The following is a 21,221-nucleotide window of genomic DNA, read 5'->3' on the forward strand; positions in this document are numbered from 1 at the left end:
CGAGCCAGGACGCCCATTCCACGGGAGTCCTGGCTCGTCGTGTTTCAGGGCGCCGGGAGGCTACAGCGCCTCCAGCCGGAACTGCTGGCAGTCGTTGTTGGACCAGGTCCACTGCTGGAGGATGGTGCCGTCACCGCTGGTCCAGCAGTTGAGCACGTCCAGCGCCTTGCCGCTGTGCCGCGCCTCCAGCCGGTGATAGCCATTGCCCAGCGACACGGCCCGGAACTGCTGGTTGGCGCCGCCGACATAGCCCCACTGATGGAGCCGCGCGCCGTCGGCGGTGCTCACCTCGGCGATGTCCAGCGCCTTGCCGCTGTAGCGGGAGATGAAGCGCACGTAACCGCTGTCGGTCGGCTCCATCACCCACTGCTGGCTGGTGCCGGAGTGGCAGGCCCACTGGTGGATGGTGACGCCGTCGGCGGCGCTCGGACCGTCGATGTCCAGGCACTTCCCGGTCAGCTTGTTCACGATGCGGTACGCCGTGCCACCACCGGGGGGCTGCAGCACCTGGGCGATGGCGCTCAGCAGCGACGTCGCGCCCGTCGTGTCCTGGGTCAGCTCCCAGATCATCACGCCCCCGCCCTGCTGGAGCGCCAGCCGCGCCTTCGCCTGGATGGTGGGGATGCCGTTGTAATAGACGTCGCCGACGTTGTCCTTGTAGGGCGCCTGCGAATCCCACGCGACGAGCTGCGAGTAGGCGACGTAGGACGACGGGGAGCGGCCGTAGAACGGGACGCCCAGCACCGCCTTCGAGCGGGGCAGCCCGCGGCCCACCCAGTAGTTCAGCGACTGCACCGCCAGGTCATACGTCGAGTGGGGCTGCCCACCGTCGTAGGCCATGATGTTGATGAAGTCGAAGTCGGCGAACGACGACGTGGGGATGCCGCCACCGTAGTAGCCGTTGGCGACCACGGCCGCCGTGAGCAGCTTGCCCCGGCTGTGCATCGCCGCGCCCAGCTCGCGCGTCAGCGCCCCGAAGTTCGTCGAGGACGCGCCCGGGTCCGGGTACTCCCAGTCCAGGTCGACGCCGTCCAGCCCGGCCGCGTTGACGAAGTTCACCAGCGTGTTGACGAAGTTGGTGCGCGCACCGGCGTTGGCGGCCATCTGCTCGAACGCGCTGTCATCGCCGTTGTTCCAGCCGCCCACCGCGATGAGCACCTTGACGCCGCGCGCGTGCGCCGCCTGCACCAGCGACCGCAAGCGGGCATCCCCGCTGCTCACCCCGGTGAGGCCGCCCTGCGCTGTGGGGAGCGCGAACGCGTAGTTGATGTGCGTCAGCTTGTCGTACTGGATGGCATTGACGTCACCGGCCCAGGTGGGGAAGTAGCCAACCACCCGCGTCGCGAGCGCCGGGGACTCCTGCTCCCCCAGCGACTCCGGGGACCCGGCCAGGTCCTCGGGTTGCCCGGAGCAGGCCAGCCGGGTGGCAAGACATGCGGCGCCGAACGTCAGGGACTTCCAATGCAAGGCATTGTGAGACATGGGGACTCCTTCCGGGTGGATGAGGGGGACTACCGCCACTGGTAGACGCGGACCCAGTCGACTTCCATCTGCTGCGGCGTCTGGCGGATGAGGTCCAGCGTGGACTGCGGCACGCCGTAGTAGGGCGTGCTCGCGCCATTGACGCCGAACGGATAGGTGCCGCCGACCGCCAGGTTCAGGATGATGTAGAACGGCTTGTCATACACCCAGGGGCCGTAGCGCTGGACCTCCGCGCGCGTCACCGTCTTCACCAGCACGCCGTCGATGAACCACTTGATGTCGGCGGTGGAGAACTCGGTGCGGTACACGTGCCAGTCGCTGACGGGCGAGCTGGGGAAGAACTGGCCGTTGATGGGCGTGTTGCCGAAGTAGCCCGGGCCGTGCAGCGCGCCGGAGGTCCAGTTGGCGTAGCCGACGTTCTCCATGATGTCGAGCTCGCCGCAGTCGGGCCAGCCGACCTGGCCGATGTTGTTGCCGAGCAGCCAGAACGCCGGCCACAGCCCGGGGCCCACCGGCAGCTTGATGCGCGCCTCGATGCGGCCGTGGCCGAACTCCCGCAGGCCCGCGCTCTCCAGGCGGCCCGAGGTGAACGGGTAGCCGTTGTTCCACTCGTTGCGAGCGATGAGCTTCAGCGTGCCGTTGCTGACCTGCACGTTGTTGGCCGAGCTGGTGTACTGCTGCTGCTCGTTGTTCACATGGACGCCGGTGTTGTGGAACCAGTTGGACGTGTTCACCCGGTCGCCGTCGAACTCGTCACTCCAGACCTGGGCCCAGCCGCCACCGCCGCCGCCCACGGAGCCCCAGGTGAACGACTCCCAGCACCCGGCCGTCCCACGGCTGGCGTACAGCGGCGCGGAAGCCCCGCGGTCCAGGTCGGCGGACACGAACAGGTTGTTGCTCCGGGCCCGCAGGCCGATGGAGCCATTGCCGAAGTCCACCCACTGGAACCGCTCCCAGTCCTGGATGGTGGCGCGGTTGGCGACCAGCTGGCCGCCGAGGTTCGTATCGGCGGACACATACAGCCCGGAGCCGCTGGCCCGCAGGGCGATGGTGCCACCGCCGGCATCGACGACCTGGAACTGCTCCCAGCCCTGCACCGTCCCCCGGTTCGCCACCAGGGGCGCCGTGGCGCCCAGGTTCTGGTCCGCGGAGACGTACTGCTGCGTCGAACAGGCCCGCAGCCAGATGTTCTGCCCGATGGGCTGCGCCACGGCCTGGGCGCTCAACAACAGACTGCCTACCGCGAGCGCCAGCGCCCAGCGGCCCGGCGCCGTCTTTGTAGACTCAACCATTTGCTCCTCCCCGTGAAAGCTGACGAACAGCTATCACGAGGAAAGCAGGTTTTGTCCACCTTTGTTCTTCGTCTGGAGAAAGTCAAGGAGGAGTGAAGAGTTCTGTATCCAGGAACGCCCAGCGCAGCAGAATCCACTGGCGCATGTAGGCGACCTCTTCGTCGAAGGTGGTGAAGTCCGTGCGGAAGGACCACAGGGGAAAGGCGCGATACGCGGCCTCCCAGCGCCGCGCATCCCGCCGTGCGCTCGGGCCAATCTCCTCGGCCATCGCATCCAGCCGCGCCTGGAGGAGCGCCGGGGCCACGTCCGTATAGAGGGCCGCCGACAGCCGCGCCCGGAGGGGCCCGGTGAAGGTGGGCTCGGACAGGATGCGCCCGAACATCCCGTTCTCCGCGCCCGAGTCCAGCGGCGCGGTGGGCCTCAGGCGCTGCGTCTTCCACGTCTGGCCGAAGGAGCCGTCCAGGTCCCACGGGATGTAGCGCCAGGGGCCGCCCTGGGGGTCGTGGTAGTGATAGGCATTCTTGATGTCCGAGTCGATGGCCACCAGCAGCGTGACGAAGGCCCACCAGTCCTCGTAGTCGCGCAGGCGGATGCGCTGGGGCCCCTGGGTCCGGAAGTCCTCGTCACTGGCGGTGGCGACGAAGGTCACCAGGGCGTCCAGGTCATCGAACGCGCCCGGCTCGCCGGCCTCGGGCTTCCCGTCCTGCTTCTCGAAGCCCGCGTGGGGCGTGCGCTTGGGCACGCCATTGCCATCCACCAGCTTGAAGTTCGCCGCCCCCGTCTCCGCCTTGTAGAGGTTGCCATTCCGGCTCAGCCCCTGTGCGGCCATCAGGTGTTTGTTGACGTGGTCGGCCACGGTGTAGAGCCCGTGGTAGGCCCCGTCGAGGAACACCACCGCGCTGAAGGTCTTCACCTGGAGGCTCTCCGGCGACAGCCGGCCCCACAGCTCGAAGCCCAGCCTGGCGCGGAGGTATGAATTGTCATTGAAGTTGTTGATGAGCACCAGCGAGCGCCGCTGCGTGAAGCCGTTGCCCAGCTCGGGCTCGCTGAAGGGGTCCTCTTCGGTGAACTTCACGGTGTAGCTGTTCTTCGGAAACGCCAGCGAGCTGCTGCCGCGCAGCTTCCCCTCCGCCACGTGCGCGTGGCCCCGGTAGGTGACGGTGATGGGGACGTGCGCGTCGGGGTTGAGCCGGGACGCCCCCTGGATGTGGAAGACGGGGAGCCCGTACTCCTCGGTGTAGCGCGAGACGTCGACCACGGGGACGTTGCCCGGAGCCTCCCAGTTGTCCGCCACGCCAATCTTCACCGTGCCCGTCTCCTTGCCCGGCGCATGGAGCGTCAGTGTGTAAACGGCGGCCTGGTCCAGCCCCGGCGTCCACTGCAACGTGCCTGTGTGCTTGTCGTAGTGTGCGCCGGGCGGCAGCGGCTCGATGCCGAAGCCATTGCCCCGGACGCGCCGTCCGCTGGCACAGGTGAGCGTCAGCGTGAGGGGCTCACCCTCCTTCAGCCAGTGCGGCCCTCCCGCGGTCAGACCGCAGCGCGGCTCCTCTTGCTCGTCGTGCTCGGGCGCCGCGGCCCGTCGGACGGAGGAGCCGGGCTCCACGGGCACTCGGTCCTCGTGTCCTCCACACCCGGACACACCCAGCAGCAGGATGGTCACCATCCCGCCCACCACGCTCGTTCGCACCATGAAGTCCCTCCCAGGGGACGGGAGGGTGGGAGTCCGCGCGCGTTCCAGCCATTGCCCCCTGGCGTGTCGGAGGTGTGTGGCCGAGCACAGGCCCGTCCCGCCGGCTCAGCGCCGGGACAGTCCGTACAGCGACATCACCAGCTGCTCGAAGGTACGCGAGGGCAGGAACGTCTTGGCCAGCAGGCTGATGCGCTGGGACAGGTGGCCCACCGTGTAGCGCACGCGCACGCGGCGGCTCTCCGTCAGCGTGAGCACCCTGCGCGCCACCGCTTCCGGCGGAACGCCCTCCCCTTCCTCGGTCTCCACCGCCTGCAGCACCTTCATGAAGGCCTCCCGGTACGCGGAGCCGGCGCCGGACTGGCGGGACTTCACGCGGTTCTCCCGGACGCGCGTGCGCACGTCGCCGGGCTGCACCAGGGTGGCTTCGATTCCGAAGGGCGCCACCTCCTGGCGCAGGCTCTCCGTCAGCCCCTCCAACGCGAACTTGCTGGCGCTGTAGAGGCCCTGAAAGGGCAGCCCCGCCGCGCCGCCCAGCGAGCTGATGTTGACGATGAGGCCCGACTCCTGCGCGCGCATGGCCGGCAGCACCGCCTTGCACACGCGCAGCACGCCGAAGAAGTTGGTGTCCAGCTGCTGCCGCGCCTCCTCCACGGAGACGTCCTCCACCGCGCCCGCCAGGACGAAGCCCGCGTTGTTCACCACCACGTCGATGCGCCCCTCCGCCGCCAGCACCACCTCCACCGCGCGCCGGACGGAGTCGTCACGCGTGACGTCCATCTCCAGCATCTTGTAGTGCTCGCCATCCGGCGCCGGCCTGCGACTGGTGCCGTACACCGTGTGGCCATTCCTACCCAACAGCTCCGCGCAGGCCTGACCGATTCCAGAGGATGCGCCGGTGATGAGAACCACCCTGCCACGTGAGTTGCTCATGCGTACTCCTGCTCAGGGGTGTTTCTTCTATTAACGCCCAGACTCCGGAACTTGTGGACTTATCCGACAGACGAACGAGCACGCCTGTCTGGCTCAATGCCAGCCCATTGAAGGTTTCCATTGGCGCTGGTGAAGGTTTGCGCGGGCGCTGAAAAACAGACGTCACCCATCCAACCTGACAGGGAGCGTCATGACGTTGCGTGCGTCATTCCTTGCGCTGCGCGTCGGAGTGGGCGCGGCCGGACGCCGTCAGGTCCGCGCGGGCGCGGGAGGCGCCTTCTCTTCGGGGTGATGCCGGCGCAGCGCCGCGCCCACCAGCAGGCAGATGCCGGCGGCGATGACGCCACTGAGGAAGGGCGCCCCGGGGCTGACCCGCGAGTAGAGGAAGCCGCTCCACACCGGGCCCACCACGCGCGCGAGGCCTCCCGCGGACTGGACGATGCCGAGCACGCCGCCCTGGAGCTCCGGCCCGGCGAGCGCGGAGGCGACCCCCGCGAGCACCGGCTGCAGCATCCCCATGCCCGTGCCCACCAGCACCATGGCCACCACCAGCAGCGCGGGGTGGCTCGCCAGCGCGATGCACGCCAGGCCCGCGCCCATGAGGAGGGCGCCCACCAGCACCAGCGTGGTGCCCTTCGCCACGCGCGTCATCCAGCCGATGGCGAAGGCCTGCAGCACGAAGGTCATCAGGCCCATCAGCGCGAACAGCCGCCCCACCTCGCGCTCGCCCCAGTCGAAGCGCGCCTGGGCCAGCAGGCCGAGCGACACCTGGAGGTTGGTGATGCCGATGAAGGTCAGGAAGAAGATGGCCAGCACCGGCGCGATGCCCGGCTGGGCCAGCGCCTGGGCGAGCGACACGCGCGGCCGCTCCGCGGGGGCCTGCGTGACGCCCTGCCCGTGACGGGGGTGGGTCTCCGGGAAGAGGAAGAAGACGCCCGCCAGCGCGGCCGTCGCGAGGAGTGCCGCCGCGAACGGTGGCGCCCAGGCGCCCAGCACATGCAGCTGGCTGCCGATGACGGGCCCCAGCACCATGCCCAGGCCGATGCCGGCGCCCACGCGGCCCATGCCCGCGGCCCGGGATTTGGCCTCCGTCACGTCCGCCACGGCGGCCTGGCACGCGGCCAGGTTGCCCGCGGTGGCCCCCGCGAGCAGCCGCGACGCGAAGAGCACCGGCAGGAAGCGCACCTGCGTGGCGTACGCGAAGAGGAACATGGAGAGGGCGTTGCCCAGCAGGCTCAGCAGGATGACGGGGCGCCGCCCCACCCGGTCCGACAGCCTGCCGAGAATCGGCGTGGCGATGAGCTGCGCGGAGGAGAACAGGGCCAGCAGCACGCCCGCCGTCGTGGCCGAGCCGCCCATCGACTCCACGTAGAAGGGCAGCAGCGGGATGATGAGCCCGAAGCCCACCAGGTCCAGGAACACGGTGATGAAGACGAGCGCCCTCACCCGGCGCTGGACACTCAGGGACACGGCGGGGGGTGACAGAGGCACGGCCATGGACCGGATGATTCACGGTGCCGTGGGTCGGGGGAACCTGAATCGCCCGGGCGTCGACCGGAAGGCAGAAGGGCCCCGATGCGGGGCCCGTCCCGGAAAGCAGAAGGGCCCCGACTAGGGGCCCTCGTGATTCGGACTAGCCGGGACGGGTCCAGGACTTCGGCCAGTCGTCGAACTCGACGATGCTCTGCCCGTCGACGAGGAGCGTGTACATGGACTCTTCCGGGAAGTCGCCCAGGCGGACGGTCAGCGTGTGGCCATCCACCTGCGCGCGGAAGGGGTGGAGCGGGTCGGTGGTCTTCGCCCAGCTCAGCTTCCGTTTGATGAAGTCGTTGCCAGTCATAGCTAGGACCCTGAGGTATTTCCGAGGAGGTGCTGATTCACCGTCTGGTTGGTCCGGTTCGAGCTGCCGATGAGCTCCTTGAAGACATCGTCGCCCCGGAGCCCCTTGTCCTCGGCCTTCTTGACGAGCTGGTTGAAGCTCGGGCCATTGATATTACCGTAGGTGAACAGGTCCCTGGCGCGCAGCATCAGCACTTCCAGCGGGTTCTTCATCATCTTCCGGGCCTCCAGCCGGGCGTCGTGCCGGATGGCCACCGCGCGCCTGGCCCGCTCCTCCATCGGCACGCCCTGGGCGGCCCACTTCTTGTCCAGCTCGGGGATGGTGCCGACCTTCTCCAGGTACCACTTGCGGATGTCCGAGTTGGTCGTCGGCTTCGCGCCGCTCGCCTCCGGGCCCCGCACCCGCTCCGTCTGGACGTCCGACGGCCGGCGGGGCCGCGTCCGCGAAGCCCCGGTCTCGAACTCGTCCCTCCGGCGGGCGGCGGACGGCGTCTCCGTGGCCGGCTTCGGGCGCGAAGGCCCCGGGTCCGAGCTCGAGCGCGTCAGGGGCGAGCCCTTGGCCGGAGTCTTCGACGGAGGGAGGGTCAGCTCGGTGCGAGACGGCAGGGAGTTCGTCTTGCGGATCTTCATGGGAGACCTTCGCGGGGGGGCGGAAAGAATACGTACACCTACGTTATCGGGGCAGGTGGGGAATTGTTGCTACGTCCACCCACCTTCCCTCACTTTTCCTCCTGCCGTCCGGGGGCGGGGTACGGCGGGTGAACATGTAGATTGGCGGACATGAGTGCCCAGCGGCCCGAGCGCCCCGCCAGCCCCGAGGCCCCGGAGGCGGCGCCGACATTGGGAGGTCCCGCTCCCGCGCCGCGGCCCGAGCCGGGGCGTCCCCCTCCGGGCTCCGTCCGGGACACCGCGCGGACGGAGGGCGCTCCCGACGCCCCGCCCCCGGGACGCCTGCTGGCGGAGCGGTACACGGTGCTCTCCCTGCTGGGCCACGGTGGCATGGGCCTCGTCCTCGCCGCCTATGACGCGCGGCTGAACCGGCGCGTGGCCCTCAAGCTCCTGCGCTCCCGCTGGAGCGCCGACGACAGCGACGACCCCCAGGTGCGCCTGCTGCGCGAAGCCCAGGCCATGGCCCGCCTCAACCACCCCCACGTCGTGCACGTGTACGACTCGGGACGGCTGGAGGACGAGTCCGTCTTCATCGCCATGGAGTACGTGGAGGGGCAGACGCTGCGGCAGTGGCTGCAGCAGCGGCCCCGCGCCTGGAGGGAGGTGCTGCGGGCCTTCGTGGAGGCGGGCCAGGGCCTTTCGGCCGCGCACGCGGCCGGGCTGGTGCACCGCGACTTCAAGCCGGACAACGTGCTCGTCGGCCAGGACGGCCGCGTGCGGGTGACGGACTTCGGCGTGGCCCAGGCCACCCAGCTGATGGGCGGCGAGGCCCCGGGGCTGGCGCGGCCTCCGCCGAGGACCTGGGTGGAGCCGCTCACCGAGTCCGGCAAGGTGCTGGGCACGCCCCGCTACATGGCCCCCGAGCAGCTCCGGGGCGGGCTCATCGACGCGCGCAGCGACTTGTTCGCCTTCTGCGTGGCCCTCTACGAGGCGCTCTACGGCCAGCGCCCCTTCGCGGGTGACACCTTCACGGAGCTGCTCGACGCGCGGGCCGACGAGCGCATCATCCCGCCTCCCACCCAGAGCGAGGTGCCCGCGTGGGTGGCGCGCGCCACGCTGCGGGGCCTGCGGGCCGACCCGCTCCAGCGCCCCGGCTCCATGCGGGAGCTGCTGGCGGAGCTGCAGAACGACCCCCAGCAGCGGCGGCGGGCCCGGGCGCGGATGGCGGCGCTCGCGGGCGGCGCGGCGCTGCTGGGCGTGGCCGCCGTCTGGGGCTGGGTCCGGCAGGAGGAGCCCGTCTCCACCTGCGCCACCATGAGCGGCCGGCTGGCGGGCATCTGGGACGGGGCCCTCAAGACGCGGCTGGAGGGGGCGCTGGTGGGCACGCAGCTGCCCCATGCCCGGGACACCTTCGAGCGCGTCTCCCGGCTGCTGGACACCTATGCGGCGGACTGGGTGACACAGCGGACGGAGGCATGTGAGCAGGCACGCCAGGACGGCGCGGCCGGGCCGCTGCGGCTGGCGGTGCTGCGGGAGTACTGCCTGGAGCGGCGGCTCGACCAGCTCGGCGCCCTCACCGAGGTGCTCACCCGGGAGCCGGACCCGCGGCTGGTGGACCAGGGGGTGCAGGCCGTCCAGTCGCTGCCGTCCCTGCGGGACTGCGCGGATGCGCGCGCGCTCATGTCCGCGGTGCCGCCCCCGGAAGACCTGGTGGTGCGGGCCCGGGCCGAGCCGCTCCAGCGGCAGGTGGACCGGCTGGGCGCCCTCCTGCGCGCCGGCAGGTTCAAGGAGGGCATCGCGCTCGCGGACGCGCTGCAACCCCAGCTCGCGGCGCTCGGCCACCCGCCGCTGCACGCGCTGGCGCTCTACACGAAGGCCGGCCTCCAGGACGCCGCGGGCGACTACAGGGGCGCCGAGGCATCCCTGCGCGAGGCCCTCCCGCTGGCCGCCCAGGGAAGGGATTCCGAGCTGGAGGCGCGCGCCTGGAACCTGCTCGTCACGGAGGTGGGCGCGCGGCAGGCGCGCTACGCGGATGCGCTGGCGCTGGAGCTGCCCCTGATGACCGCCGCCAGGCGCGTCGGTGATGACCAGCACCTCGCATTCGCGCTGGAGAGCATGGGCAACATGCGCTGGATGACGGGCGAGTACACGCAGGGCCTGGAGTACTACCAGCGCGCGCTGGAGGCGCTGGAGCGGGCGCCGAACGTGGACGAGCTCGGCATGACGCGCCTGCTCAACAGCCTGGGCAACGTGCTGATGGACCTGGGCCAGCACGCGAAGGCGCGCGAGTTCTACGAGCGCTCCCTGGTGATGAAGCAGGAGCTGCTCGGCGCCGAGCACCCGGCCATCGCCAGCACGCTCAACAACCTGGGCATCGTCGACGAGGAGCTGGGCGACTACGTCCAGGCCCAGGCCCGCTACGAGCACGCGCTGGCCCTGAGACAGAAGCTGCTGGGGCCCGAGCATCCCCAGGTGGCGTCCTCGCTGGCCAACCTGGGCGACGTGCTGCTCGCCCGGGGACAGCTCGACACCGCGCTGGCGCACCACGAGCGGGCCCTGGCGCTCAGGCAGAAGGCCCTGGGCCCCGAGCACCCCGGCGTGGCCTACTCCTACAGCAGCCTCGGTGAAGCGCGGGCCTCCCTGGGACAGGACGCGCGAGCCCGTGAGGCCTTCGAGCGCGCGCTGGCCATCCACGAGAAGACCCAGGGCGCCGAGCACGTCGAGACGGCGGAGGCCTGCGTGCCCCTGGGCCGGACGCTGGTGCGGCTCGGCCGGTGGGAAGAGGCCTCCCTCTACCTGCGGCGCGCCCGGCTCAAGGGGGAGCAGCTGCTCGCCACCGATGGGCGACTGCTCGCCCGCTCACTGCTCGGCATGGGCGAGCTGCACCTGGCGCGAGGCCAGTCCGCGACGGCCGTCCCCCTCCTCGAGCGCGCGCTCACCCTCATCGACGTCCGCCATCGCCCTGAAGTGCAGTGGGCCCTGGCCAGGGCCCTGTGGGACGCGGACCTGGAACGCGCTCGCGCCCGGGAGCTGGCAGCCCAGGCCGCGGAACATTACCGCCGCACTGGCCAGGAGCGACAGCACACCGCAGTAGCGCAATGGCTGGTGCTACACTCCCAGCCCTTGGCGACCCAGGCTCCATGAGCCCGGGGCATCGGCACCTGGCTGCCACCCCCGACGCCTCAGGATTCACATGCAGCTGAAGACTTCCGACAACCTGTCGACGACTGTCGAGCACGCGCGGGGTGGAGAGGTCTCCACCCAGCGCGTCGTGCCCGCGCTGACCATCGTCTCCCACCCCCAGCCGGGGCGCGTCGGGGAGCGGGTGCTCCTGGAGGCGCTCGTCGCCGGAAGGGTGGCGACCCTGTCGCGCAACGACCCGGACTTCTCGCCCCCCGGCGGAGGGCTGGCGCAGTCGCTGGGAGACCCCTTCCTCAGCCGCACCCCCATCCAGTTGGAGCCCGGACCGCGCGGCAGCCTGCGGCTGCGCGTGCCGGAGAATGGAACCCAGGTGCGGGTGGCGGAGGAGCCCGTCGTCGGAGGCCGGGAGCTGTCGCTCCAGGAGCTGACGGCGGGCGTTCCGCTGGTGCTCGCCGAGCGCGTGGTGCTGCTGCTCCACCTGGCCCACACGCCCGAGGCCACTGTCGCGGAGGACCTGGGCATGGTGGGCCGGGGCGACGGCATCCACCGCGTGCGCGAGGACATCACCCGGGTGGCCGACCTCAACGTGCCCGTGCTCATCCGCGGCGAGACGGGCACGGGCAAGGAGCTGGTGGCCCGCGCCATCCACGACCGCGGCCCCCGCCGCGCCGGCCCCTTCGTCAGCGTCAACCTGGGCGCGCTCGCCCGGGAGCTCGTCGCGGCGGAGCTCTTCGGCGCGCAGCGGGGCGCCTTCACCGGCGCCACGAGAGACCGCGAGGGCTTCTTCCGCGCCGCCCACGGCGGCACCCTCTTCCTGGACGAGGTGGGCGAGGCCCCGCCCGAGGTCCAGGCCGCGCTCCTGCGCGTGCTGGAGACGGGCGAGGTGTATCCGGTGGGCGGCCACTCGCCGGTGGTCGTCGACGTGCGGCTCGTCGCGGCCACGGACTCCAACCTGGAGGCGCGCATCCAGGAGAAGCTCTTCAAGGCGCCGCTGCTGCACCGGCTCGCCGGCTTCGAAATCCAGGTGCCGCCGCTGCGCGAGCGCCGTGAGGACATCGGCCCGCTGTTCCTCCACTTCGCCCGGCAGGAGCTGGAGGCGATTGGGGAGTCCGAGCGGATGACCTCCTCGGACCCGCGCGCCGAGCCGTGGCTGCCCGCGTCGCTGGCCGTCCGCCTGGTGCGCTACGCGTGGCCCGGCAACGTGCGCCAGCTGCGCAACGTGGCCCGGCAGCTCGTCATCGGCAGCCGGGGCCTGCCCCGCCTGCGCGTGGATGCACGGCTGGAGCAGGAGCTGGGCTCCGCCGCCCTCTCCGCCCCCGGCCGCGCCCTGTCCACCTACGCGCCCCAGCTCCCCGTGCCCGGCCCCGAGGACACGCCCGTGCCCGAGGAAGCCGTCCCCACCCGCCGCAAGCCCGCGGACGTGAGCGAGCAGGAGCTGCTGGAGGCCCTGCGCGCCAGCGCGTGGGACCTCCAGGCGACCGCCGGCCGGCTGGGCATCTCCCGCGCCTCCGTCTACCTGCTCATCGACAAGAGCTCCCTGCTGCGCGCCGCCGGAGATTTGAGCCCCGAGGAAATCACCCGCTGCTTCCACGAGTGCGGGGGCGACCTGGACCAGATGGTGCAGAAGCTCGAGGTCTCCCGCCGCGCGCTCCAGCGCCGCGTCCGGGAGCTGGGCCTGGGCAGCGCCTGACCCACCCGTGCCGCTGACGCGTCAACGCCTCCGTGGACACGTCAGCCCCGGGGAGCTTCCGTCGCCGCGAGCCGCATGAGGCCCCCGCCTGGCCCGTGGCCTGCCACGTGCACAGGGACGCTTTCGCCACTTGAAGTCTCTCAGTCCGAGGTAACCCCCATGGAAGCCCTTGTCACGCAGCTGAAGTCGCTGGCCCTCACCGAAGCCGTTCCGTTCCTGCTCAAAGCCATTGGAGCCCTGGTGCTCTGGTTCGTGGGCCGGACGGTCATCAGCGGCTTCCGGCGCGTGCTGAACGCCACCCTGCAGAGGCGCCAGTTCGACGCGACGCTGATCCGCTACATCGAGTCGCTCTTCACCGGCTCCCTCACGCTCCTGCTGCTGCTCGGCATCCTGGGGATGATGGGCTTCGAGACCACCTCGTTCGCGGCGCTGCTGGCCGCGGCGGGCATCGCCATCGGCACGGCCTGGTCCGGCCTGCTGTCCAACTTCGCCGCGGGCATCTTCCTGCTGGTGCTGCGCCCGTTCCGCGTGGGTGATGAAATCTCCGCCGCCGGCGTCAGCGGCATCGTCCAGGAGATTGGCCTGTTCGCCACCACTGTCGACACGCCGGACAACCTGCGGGTCTCCGTGGGCAACAACAAGGTCTTCGGCGACAACATCGTCAACTTCACGCACCACCCGCACCGCCGGCTCACCATCAAGCTGCCGCTGCTCTATGGCGGCGACATCCAGGGGCTCATGGGCGCCCTGGCGGAGCGCGTCGCGGTGGTGCCCGGCGTCCTCGCGAAGCCCGCGGCTGCGGTCGGCGTGGCGGAGTTCACCGTGCTCGGGCCCGTGCTCGCCATCGGCGTGAGCTGCAAGCCCGCGGAGGCCGGGGCGGTCATGGGGGCGACCACCGTCGCCGTCACGGAGTTCCTCATCGCCGCCGGCTACATCGTCCCACCGCAGACCGCCGCCCAGGTCCTCGCCAAGGCGCGCTGAGGCGGGAGAAACACAGACATCCGCTTCAAGAGCGCGGACGCCTCTTCCTTCGGGAGCAGGTGTCCGCGCTTTTTCGCGTCCGGAGTCTCGCGGACATGCGGAAACACATACCCCCAAAACGACAGTCGCCAGCGGGCAATGGAGCCCACTGGCGACTCGACAGCCGACAGTCTGATACGACTTAGACCGCCACCTCGTCGTAATAGATGCTGATGCCACCGGGGCCGCAACCGCGAGGACCGCCACGAACCTTGGACTTGATCTTCATGTGGTTTCTCCTGGTGAGTGCTACGTGCTCCAGCAGCGCGTCCGGAGGCTACCCGGCCGCCCCGTGGTGCGAGCCAAAGTAATCAGGGTAAGTACGTAAGTCAAGGCTCGATACATCGAGCCACCGCGTCAATTCCGGCGGGAAATCAGCCAAAAGACTCACAGGGTTGTCGCGTCGATTTTCGCGGAGCAGACCTGCCCCATCCGTGAAGACAGCCACCCCGCGCGACCTCCGCCGGCAGCCCTGGGACGGAGCTCGAGCGCGCTGGGAGCGACGCGCGGCAGCCGTGTCACGTCGGATGTGACAGCCGGGTCACCCGCAACGAAGGGCGCGAATAAAAAACCGCCGGGAGGCCCACCGGGGCCCGAGGCGGGGGGAGCCTCGGACCGCGGCGATGGACCTCCCGGCGGGAGAGAACGCGCTGCTGCGACCTGCGCTAGCCGCGGCGACCGCGGCGGCGCAGCCCCAGCAGCCCCAGCAGGGCCAGCCAGGACGTGGCCGGAGCCGCGCTGCAGCCACCTCCCGCGAAGGCGCGGGTGTCCGCCACCGTCCACGTGTACACGGCGGGAGATGCGTCCACATTACCGGCGGAGTCGACGGAACGGACGCTGAGTGTGTGCTCTCCCGTCGAGACGTTGTAGGCGTCCTCACAGGGGGCATAGGGCCGGCCGTCGAGGCTGCACTCGTATGTCACGCCGTCCTCGTTCGAGTCGTACCCGAACTCCGCGTCACCCTCCTCGGTGAGCGTGGGCGGGTTGCGGGAGAAGGACGTGTCGGGCGCCTGGGTGTCGATGGTGAAGGAGTCCGGGTTGGAGACCGGGCTCGTACCGCCCGCCGTGGTGGTCGTGGCGGTGATGGTGTGGGGGCCATCCGGGAGCGGCGTGGCCGGCACGCAGCTCCACGCGCCGGTGTCGCTGGCGGTGGTGGTGCAGAGCACCGTGCCACCCTCGCGCACCGTCACCGTGCCGCCCGGCACCGCCGTGCCGCTCAGGGTGGGCGTCGAGTCGGTCAGGACGGAGCCCGGCGTCGGGCCGGTGATGACCGGAGCGGCCGGCGGCAGGCCCGCCTCGGTGGTGCACGTGGCGCTGCAGCCGTCGCCCGCGGTGGTGTTGCCGTCGTCGCACTGCTCACCCGCTTCACGGGCCCCGTTGCCGCAAGCATTGGCGCTGGCGCAGGTGTCACTGGTCGGGTTGCAGACGCCGCTCTCGCAGACGCCGGACGCCATGCACGGCTGGCCGTTCTCCCTCAGGCAGCGCGGCGAGCAGGTGTCCCCGCCCGTCAGGTTGCCGTCGTCGCACACCTCGGTGCCGGCCACGATGCCGTCACCGCAGGAGGTGCGGCAGACGCTGGGGGCGCCGCTGCACGCGTAGCCGCTCTCCACGGCGCAGGTGCCGCCGCAGCCATCGCCGGCGGTGGTGTTGCCGTCGTCGCACACCTCACCGCTCTCCACGCTGCCGTTGCCGCAGGTGTTGAAGCACACGTTGCCGGGCGCGGGGCAGCGCCAGCCGGACTCCACCTGGCAGGTGCCGGAGCAGCCGTCACCCACGGCCGTGTTGCCGTCGTCGCACCGCTCGGCGCCCGCCATGATGCCGTCGCCGCAGAGGGTGACGCAGGCGCTGGGCGCACCCGAGCAGCTGTAGCCGGTCTCCACGCGGCAGCCCGACGAGCAGCCGTCACCCGCGGTGGTGTTGGCGTCGTCGCACGTCTCGTTCGCGTCCAGCGCGCCGTTGCCGCAGGACTGGGTGCACACGGAGGGCCCGGCCGCCGGGGTGCTGCAGGCATAGCCCGGCTCGACGCGGCACTCGGTGCCGCAGCCGTCCAGCGGCTGCAGGTTGCCGTCATCGCACTGCTCGCCCGGGTTCATGGTGCCGTTGCCGCACGTCTCCACGCAGGCCTGGCCCGGGGTGGGGCACGCATAGCCCAGCTCCAGGGTGCAGGCGATGGAGCAGCCGTCGTTCTGGGAGGAGTTGCCGTCGTCACACAGCTCGCCTGGGTTCAAGGTGCCGTTGCCGCACAGGGGGGCGCAGACGGACGGGGTACCGGCGCACTCATAGCCGCGCTCCACGCGGCACGCCCCGGAGCAGCCGTCCGAGTCGTTGCGGTTGCCGTCGTCACACAGCTCGCCGTCGTTGATGGTGCCGTTGTCGCACGTCTCCACGCAGGCCTGGCCCGGGGTGGGGCACGCATAGCCACGCTCGACGCGGCAGCTCGCGTTGCAGCCGTCGTTCGCGGCGGTGTTGCCGTCGTCGCACTGCTCGCCCGGGTTCAGCGAGCCGTTGCCGCACGTCGCGGCGCAGGTGCTGGGAGTGCCCGTGCAGCCGTAGCCGGCCTCGATGCCGCAGCTCGCGCTGCAGCCGTCGTTCGCGGCGGTGTTGCCGTCGTCGCACTCCTCGCGCAGCGAGATGGCGCCGTCGCCACACCGGTCGTCGTACGCGTCCACGAAGAGGTAGCGGAAGGCGTTGGGCGGGGCGTTGGAGTTCTCGTTGCAGAGCTCGATGCGGTTGAGGCCCACGCGCCAGGCCTCGTTCGCGCCGAACTCCCGGAAGATGCTCTTCTGCCACGGCTGCCCGGCGGGCTCGCTGACGGTGACGGGCGTGGCCGTCACTCCGTTCACCCTCGCGCCAGCGAAGCTGTTGTCATTGAAGGTGGCCAGGCGCAGGCGGAACTGGGAGATGTTCGTCGTCGAGGGCACCATGAAGTCCTGGTACACGCAGGTCTCACCGCCCAGAGGACCCATGAAGCGCGCCGTCTGGATTTCCTGCGGCCAGTCATTGGCGGTGCGCGCTCCGGTGGCGGCGCCGGTGGTGGTGCCCGCGTAGAACCAGTGCGGGTCCGCCCCCGACTCCAGCCGGCGGTTGTTGTCGTCCACGCCCGTGTTGAACACCGTCACGCCGGCCCGCACGCAGCGGCTCGGGGTGCCCGCGCAGGCGAAGCCGGACTCCACCTCGCACTGCCGGCTGCACCCGTCACCTTCGAAGCGGTTGCCGTCGTCGCAGACCTCCTGGTCGAAGTTCGGCCACTGGCGGTTGTTGAAGGCGCCGTTGCCGCACAGGGACAAGTCGCACGTCGCCGAGCAGCCGTTGGCGCCAGCGGCGGTGTCGCCGTCGTCGCACGCCTCGCCGGGGTTGATGACGTTGTTGCCGCACAGGCTCGCCAGCGAGCAGGCCCGGCCGGGCACGTGACAGAGATAGCCGGCCTCGAGGGCGCCGGAGGCGGAACAGCCGTCTCCGCTCGCGGTGTTGCCGTCGTCACATTGCTCGTTGGACTGGAGCCGTCCGTCGCCAACGACAGACGCGGACTGGCTCGCCAGCACGGCGCTGGGGGTGGAGGGCTGGGAGACATTCGTCTCACAGCCGGTCAGGGTGAAGAGGAGCGCGAGCGCCGCCGCGGTGATTCCCACGCGCGAGGCCTTCATCGGCGCCGGCTCCCTGGGGAGGGATTCGATGACATAGGTAGACATGAGATTCCTTCTCACTTCTCGGTGGTGTCGGCGGACGGGGCGCCCTGCTGCGTCTGCACGCCCGCGGTGTCCCCGACGATCTTGAACTCCACGCGGCGGTTCTTCGCGCGGCCTGCCTTGGTCTTGTTGTCGGCGATGGGCTGCGCGGGACCGAAGCCCTGCGGCTCGAGGCGCTCGCGCGCCACGTTCTTGCCCACCAGGTACTGCACCACCGCCTCGGCACGGCGCTGGGACAGGTCCAGGTTGTACGCCGCGTCACCCGTGTTGTCGGTGTGGCCCTCGACGCGCACCTTCTCGATTTCCGGGTGCGAGGCGAGGATGGAGGCCACCGTGTCCAGCAGCTTGTGGCTCCGGCCGATGATGACGTCCTTGTTGTTCTCGAAGTAGACGGCCTCGAGCACGGCAATCTGGCCCACGTCGATGCGCGCCAGCTGCTTCTCCTTGCAGCCGTGGTTCTTCTCGGTGCCCTTCTCGTCCGGGCAGTTGTCGAGCCGGTCGACGAGGCCGTCCTCGTCGCGGTCCTTGTCGGGGCAGCCGCGATTCTCACGCGGGCCCGACTCGTTCATGCAGGCATCTCTCGCGTCAGCGACGCCGTCCTGGTCGTTGTCGGTGTCGGGGCAGCCGTTGGTGTCCTCGAAGCCGTCCAGGTCCTCCGCCTCGCGGGGGCAGGTGTCCTTGGAGTCGGCCAGGCCATCGCCGTCCGAGTCCGGGTCGTCCGGGCAGCCGTCGTCGTCCTGGTGGCCGTTCGCAGTCTCGGCCTGGGCGGGGCAGCGGTCGGCCAGGTTCATCAGGCCGTCCTGGTCATCGTCCTTGTCCGCGCAGCCCTGGAGCTGCGAGAGGCCCTTGTCGGACGGACAGCGGTCCGCGACGTTCTTCGTGCCATCTCCGTCCTGGTCCAGGTCGGGGCACTGCTCCACGGCGTAGGGCTGGCCCTCCACGCACCGCGACGCCCGGCCGGAGTCGGCGCCGAAGTTGACGCCCGCCAGCACGCGGAACTCGGGGGTGCCCGGCGTCTGGCCGAAGCCGGGGCCGCCCATGACATACACCTCGGTGCCGCCGCTCATGGGCGCGCGCAGGCCCAGGAGCACTTCCAGGGACTCGGGAGCGTCCGCCACGGGCACGGTGCCGCGCACCACCAGCTCCTCGCGCAGGCCGAAGAGGCCGGCGGAGAGGTTGAGGCCGCCATTCACCTCCACGCCCAGCTCGTCCCGGACCGGAGTGGCCCCGGGGGTGAGCGCGTACGTCTTGGTGCGCACCAGCGCGCCCACGTCGGCGCCCACGCGCCAGGTGCCGCCCAGCTGCTTGCCGAGGCCCAGGCGCGGCTGGAAGACGAAGCCCTCGTCGCGGGTGAGCACCTCGGCGCTGCCCAGCGGCAGGGCCACGCCCAGGTGCAGGCCCACGTCGAGCGGCCCTCCGCGCTGCTCGGAGAGCAGGCCCGCGCGGGCCTGCACCCAGGGGGTGCCCAGCGCGCTCGTCCCGGGCGTGGACACGCCCAGCGGCGCGGTGTTCGGCCCCCACTGCGACACCAGCGGAACCTGCGCGCCCAGCTCGAGCCAGTCGGTGAGGGCATAGGCGCCGCTCAGGTGCACCGTCACGCGGTCGGAGACGATGACGCCCTGGCGCTCGTCGTTCCTCAGGAGGACGAGCGGCTCGTTCTCATAGTGCGCGGTGAGCCCGATGCGGTACTCGCCGTCCGGCAGCAGGTCGCCGGTGGACAGCACGAGGCTGTCGCGCGCCGCGGGGTTGAGCTGCAGCCGCTCCAGCTCCAGCCCGGGAACGCTCCGCTGGGCCTGGGCCTGGACGGTGGACGCCCAGAGGACGGCCAGTCCTCCGAGCCATGTAATTTGGTTTCTTGGAAACAAAGGTTTCTCCCTCTCCATGGGCCTCGGCACCAGACACGAGGCTCGTGATGACCATGGCTTCGCGGAGCGCGTTTGCATGCACCGCGCCATGAGTCAAGGAGGCTTCCCAGGAAGGCCCTCGGAGGGGAACCGCCCCGACGCCTCGGGTGGGGAGGGGGCGCTGACGCGTCAGGCGCGGGAGGGAGGCCCGCGGCGGGGCCGCTGACGCGTCAGGCCGCGAGGCCTCGCCAGCCCGACGCGTCGGCCACGGCCAGCAAAAACACGACGGCCACGGAGGGGCCCTTGAGCCCTTCCGTGGCCGTTGGATTCAGACAACCGCCGGAGCGTCAGGCGTTACGGGCAGGGGCCCAGGCCATTCGCGCCCGTGACGGGCAGCGGAGCGCGGTTGGGGATGGGCAGCTCGGGGTGGTCGAACGGGGCGCGCTTCTTCTCCACGCGGCAGTCCGTGAGGGCGTTGGTGAGGAAGTCCACGAGCGCCGCCCGCTCGCTGGGAGTGAAGGCGCGCGGCTTGATGTCCTTGGACAGCTCGGGGTTCGCGAAGTCACCACCGCGGGCGTAGAAGTCGACGACGGCGTCCAGCGTGGGGTAGCCGCCGTTGTGGAAGTACGGGGCCGTCAGCTTGACGTTGCGCAGGGTGGGCGTCTTGAACGCGCCCATGTCGAAGGGCGAGCCGCTCTGCGAGTTGGGCACGCCGCCGAAGATGCCGAGGTCGCCGCGGGCGAGGTCCTCGTCCGTGGGGCGCACGCCGATGTTGTGGAAGCCCTGGTCGCCACCGTCCTGGTTGAGCGGGCCGGCCTTCTCGTACCAGCTGACCGTCGCGTCGGTGAGCATCGCGCCGACGTGGCAGTTGACGCACTGGCCCTTGCCCACGAACTGCACCAGGCCGCGCACCTGCCGCGCCGTGAGCGCGTTCAGGTTGCCGGACAGGAACTTGTCGAACGGCGTCTGGTCGGGAATCAGCGAGGCCTGGTACACCTGGAGCGCCTCGCCCCAGATGATGGAGAACTTGTCCACGGCCTGCGCCGCCAGCTCCGGACCGAAGGCGTCGCTGATGAGCTGCCCGTAGGTGCAGGGCGCGTCGCCGCAGCGCAGACCCGGACCGTCCGGGTTGGCCAGGGCGCCGAGCACGCTGTCGTCGGTCGCCACGCGCTGGAACTGCAGCGGCGTGCGGGCCAGCATCTTCCCACCGAGGCCACGGGTGCCGTTGAGCGGACGCCCGGAGCAGGTCATCTCCATGAAGTTGCCGATGGGGCCCACCGCCTGCGAGGCGAGCGAGGCGTTCTGGACCGCGGCGATGGGCGTCTCCGTGTTGTTGCCCGAGTCACCCCAGATGTTGATGCCGTTGAAGAGGACGTTGGCCTCACCGCCCCAGAACTGGTTGCGGTAGAAGCCCGAGCCCACCACCGACGGCGAGTGGCGGAAGCCCACCTGCAGGTTGGGGCCGAACGGCGGCGCGGGCAGCAGGCGGCACTGCTCGGCGGCAATCGTCGGGTCCGCGTTGACGGACTGGAACAGCGCGCGGAGCATGCCCTGCGAGCCGATGCGGTCATCGCCGGTGATGCGCTCGGGCACCCACGTCTGGCCGGGGCCGGTGACGCCGCCCGTCTGGAAGATGCCGTCCAGGCCGGGGTGGACGGTGTTGGTGACGCGGTCATCCGCGCCGCCGGCGAAGTGACAGCTCGCGCAGGCCGTCTTGCCGTCAGAGCCGACCTGCATGTCCCAGAAGAACGCCTTGCCCAGCCGCAGGGCCGCGGCCTGGTCCACGATGTGGTGCCCCACCATCTGCGGCACGGGCTCGTGCGACAGCGGGCGCAGCGAGAAGATGGCCAGGCTCGACAGCAGCTCCTCGCGGTTGACCGCGAGCTCCTCCGCCTCCGGAGCCGCCGCCGGCTTCTGGACCTCGTCGGTCGACTCCACGGCGCACGCCGGCATGAGGGCGGCGGCCGCGGAAAGCACCAGGGCACGGGCGAAAGGACG

General features: G+C 70.8%; 13 protein-coding genes. 3 read left to right on the forward strand and 10 right to left on the reverse strand.

All coding sequences use genetic code 11. The features are described 5' to 3' along the window. Positions 1-60: 60 nt before the first annotated feature. The 7 genes from LXT23_RS29715 to LXT23_RS29745 all read right to left on the reverse strand — a co-directional run bounded on the left by LXT23_RS29715 (position 61) and on the right by LXT23_RS29745 (position 7,863). A complete protein-coding gene (locus tag LXT23_RS29715; RefSeq protein ID WP_253983719.1) occupies positions 61-1,482 on the reverse strand; it encodes a glycosyl hydrolase family 18 protein in 1,422 nt (473 codons plus the stop codon). 29 nt (positions 1,483-1,511) lie between these two features. After that, a complete protein-coding gene (locus LXT23_RS29720) occupies positions 1,512-2,774 on the reverse strand; it encodes a family 16 glycosylhydrolase (RefSeq protein ID WP_253983720.1) in 1,263 nt (420 codons plus the stop codon). Between the two features lie 82 nt (positions 2,775-2,856). Next, entirely contained in the window at positions 2,857-4,464 is a 1,608-nt protein-coding gene (locus LXT23_RS29725) for a CotH kinase family protein (RefSeq protein ID WP_253983721.1), read from the reverse strand. Between the two features lie 105 nt (positions 4,465-4,569). Further along, entirely contained in the window at positions 4,570-5,394 is an 825-nt protein-coding gene (locus tag LXT23_RS29730; protein WP_253983722.1) for an SDR family oxidoreductase, read from the reverse strand. A gap of 249 nt (positions 5,395-5,643) precedes the next feature. Beyond that, positions 5,644-6,891 (reverse strand): MFS transporter, encoded by a 1,248-nt coding sequence (locus LXT23_RS29735; RefSeq protein ID WP_253983723.1) that lies wholly within the window; start codon positions 6,889-6,891, stop codon positions 5,644-5,646. Positions 6,892-7,027: 136 nt separating this feature from the next. After that, on the reverse strand, positions 7,028-7,234 hold the full coding sequence (locus LXT23_RS29740) for a hypothetical protein (RefSeq protein WP_253983724.1): 207 nt from the start codon (positions 7,232-7,234) through the stop codon (positions 7,028-7,030). Between the two features lie 2 nt (positions 7,235-7,236). After that, complete coding sequence (locus LXT23_RS29745; RefSeq protein ID WP_253983725.1) at positions 7,237-7,863, reverse strand: DUF1515 domain-containing protein; 627 nt, start codon at positions 7,861-7,863, stop codon at positions 7,237-7,239. Between the two features lie 150 nt (positions 7,864-8,013). On the opposite strand from LXT23_RS29745, the gene LXT23_RS29750 reads away from it, so the two are divergent. From LXT23_RS29750 to LXT23_RS29760, 3 genes are all read left to right on the forward strand, one after another. Continuing rightward, positions 8,014-10,986 (forward strand): serine/threonine-protein kinase, encoded by a 2,973-nt coding sequence (locus LXT23_RS29750; RefSeq protein WP_253983726.1) that lies wholly within the window; start codon positions 8,014-8,016, stop codon positions 10,984-10,986. Between the two features lie 49 nt (positions 10,987-11,035). Next, positions 11,036-12,673 carry a sigma 54-interacting transcriptional regulator gene (locus LXT23_RS29755; protein WP_253983727.1) on the forward strand — a complete coding sequence of 546 codons (1,638 nt, stop codon included), beginning with the start codon at positions 11,036-11,038 and terminating at the stop codon, positions 12,671-12,673. Between the two features lie 159 nt (positions 12,674-12,832). After that, positions 12,833-13,654 (forward strand): mechanosensitive ion channel family protein, encoded by an 822-nt coding sequence (locus LXT23_RS29760; RefSeq protein WP_253983728.1) that lies wholly within the window; start codon positions 12,833-12,835, stop codon positions 13,652-13,654. 704 nt (positions 13,655-14,358) lie between these two features. Here LXT23_RS29760 and LXT23_RS29765 read toward each other — a convergent pair. From LXT23_RS29765 to LXT23_RS29775, 3 genes are all read right to left on the reverse strand, one after another. Further along, entirely contained in the window at positions 14,359-17,337 is a 2,979-nt protein-coding gene (locus LXT23_RS29765; protein WP_407692925.1) for a DUF4215 domain-containing protein, read from the reverse strand. A gap of 56 nt (positions 17,338-17,393) precedes the next feature. After that, on the reverse strand, positions 17,394-19,262 hold the full coding sequence (locus LXT23_RS29770; RefSeq protein WP_253983730.1) for an OmpA family protein: 1,869 nt from the start codon (positions 19,260-19,262) through the stop codon (positions 17,394-17,396). A gap of 315 nt (positions 19,263-19,577) precedes the next feature. Beyond that, positions 19,578-21,161, reverse strand: coding sequence for a cytochrome-c peroxidase (locus LXT23_RS29775; RefSeq protein ID WP_253983731.1), 1,584 nt, complete (start codon positions 21,159-21,161; stop codon positions 19,578-19,580). Positions 21,162-21,221: the final 60 nt, after the last annotated feature.

Origin of the sequence: Pyxidicoccus xibeiensis (genome assembly GCF_024198175.1) — a bacterium.
In the GTDB taxonomy this organism is placed as follows: domain Bacteria; phylum Myxococcota; class Myxococcia; order Myxococcales; family Myxococcaceae; genus Myxococcus; species Myxococcus xibeiensis.

What these genes read in the sequence shown, in the direction of transcription:
- LXT23_RS29735 (WP_253983723.1), bottom strand. Translation starts at nt 6,891, where the DNA reads ATGGCCGTGCCTCTGTCACCCCCCGCCGTGTCCCTGAGTGTCCAGCGC.
- LXT23_RS29755 (WP_253983727.1), top strand. Translation starts at nt 11,036, where the DNA reads ATGCAGCTGAAGACTTCCGACAACCTGTCGACGACTGTCGAGCACGCG.
- LXT23_RS29720 (WP_253983720.1), bottom strand. Translation starts at nt 2,774, where the DNA reads ATGGTTGAGTCTACAAAGACGGCGCCGGGCCGCTGGGCGCTGGCGCTC.
- LXT23_RS29750 (WP_253983726.1), top strand. Translation starts at nt 8,014, where the DNA reads ATGAGTGCCCAGCGGCCCGAGCGCCCCGCCAGCCCCGAGGCCCCGGAG.
- LXT23_RS29740 (WP_253983724.1), bottom strand. Translation starts at nt 7,234, where the DNA reads ATGACTGGCAACGACTTCATCAAACGGAAGCTGAGCTGGGCGAAGACC.
- LXT23_RS29730 (WP_253983722.1), bottom strand. Translation starts at nt 5,394, where the DNA reads ATGAGCAACTCACGTGGCAGGGTGGTTCTCATCACCGGCGCATCCTCT.
- LXT23_RS29765 (WP_407692925.1), bottom strand. Translation starts at nt 17,337, where the DNA reads ATGAAGGCCTCGCGCGTGGGAATCACCGCGGCGGCGCTCGCGCTCCTC.
- LXT23_RS29745 (WP_253983725.1), bottom strand. Translation starts at nt 7,863, where the DNA reads ATGAAGATCCGCAAGACGAACTCCCTGCCGTCTCGCACCGAGCTGACC.
- LXT23_RS29770 (WP_253983730.1), bottom strand. Translation starts at nt 19,262, where the DNA reads ATGGAGAGGGAGAAACCTTTGTTTCCAAGAAACCAAATTACATGGCTC.
- LXT23_RS29715 (WP_253983719.1), bottom strand. Translation starts at nt 1,482, where the DNA reads ATGTCTCACAATGCCTTGCATTGGAAGTCCCTGACGTTCGGCGCCGCA.
- LXT23_RS29760 (WP_253983728.1), top strand. Translation starts at nt 12,833, where the DNA reads ATGGAAGCCCTTGTCACGCAGCTGAAGTCGCTGGCCCTCACCGAAGCC.
- LXT23_RS29725 (WP_253983721.1), bottom strand. Translation starts at nt 4,464, where the DNA reads ATGGTGCGAACGAGCGTGGTGGGCGGGATGGTGACCATCCTGCTGCTG.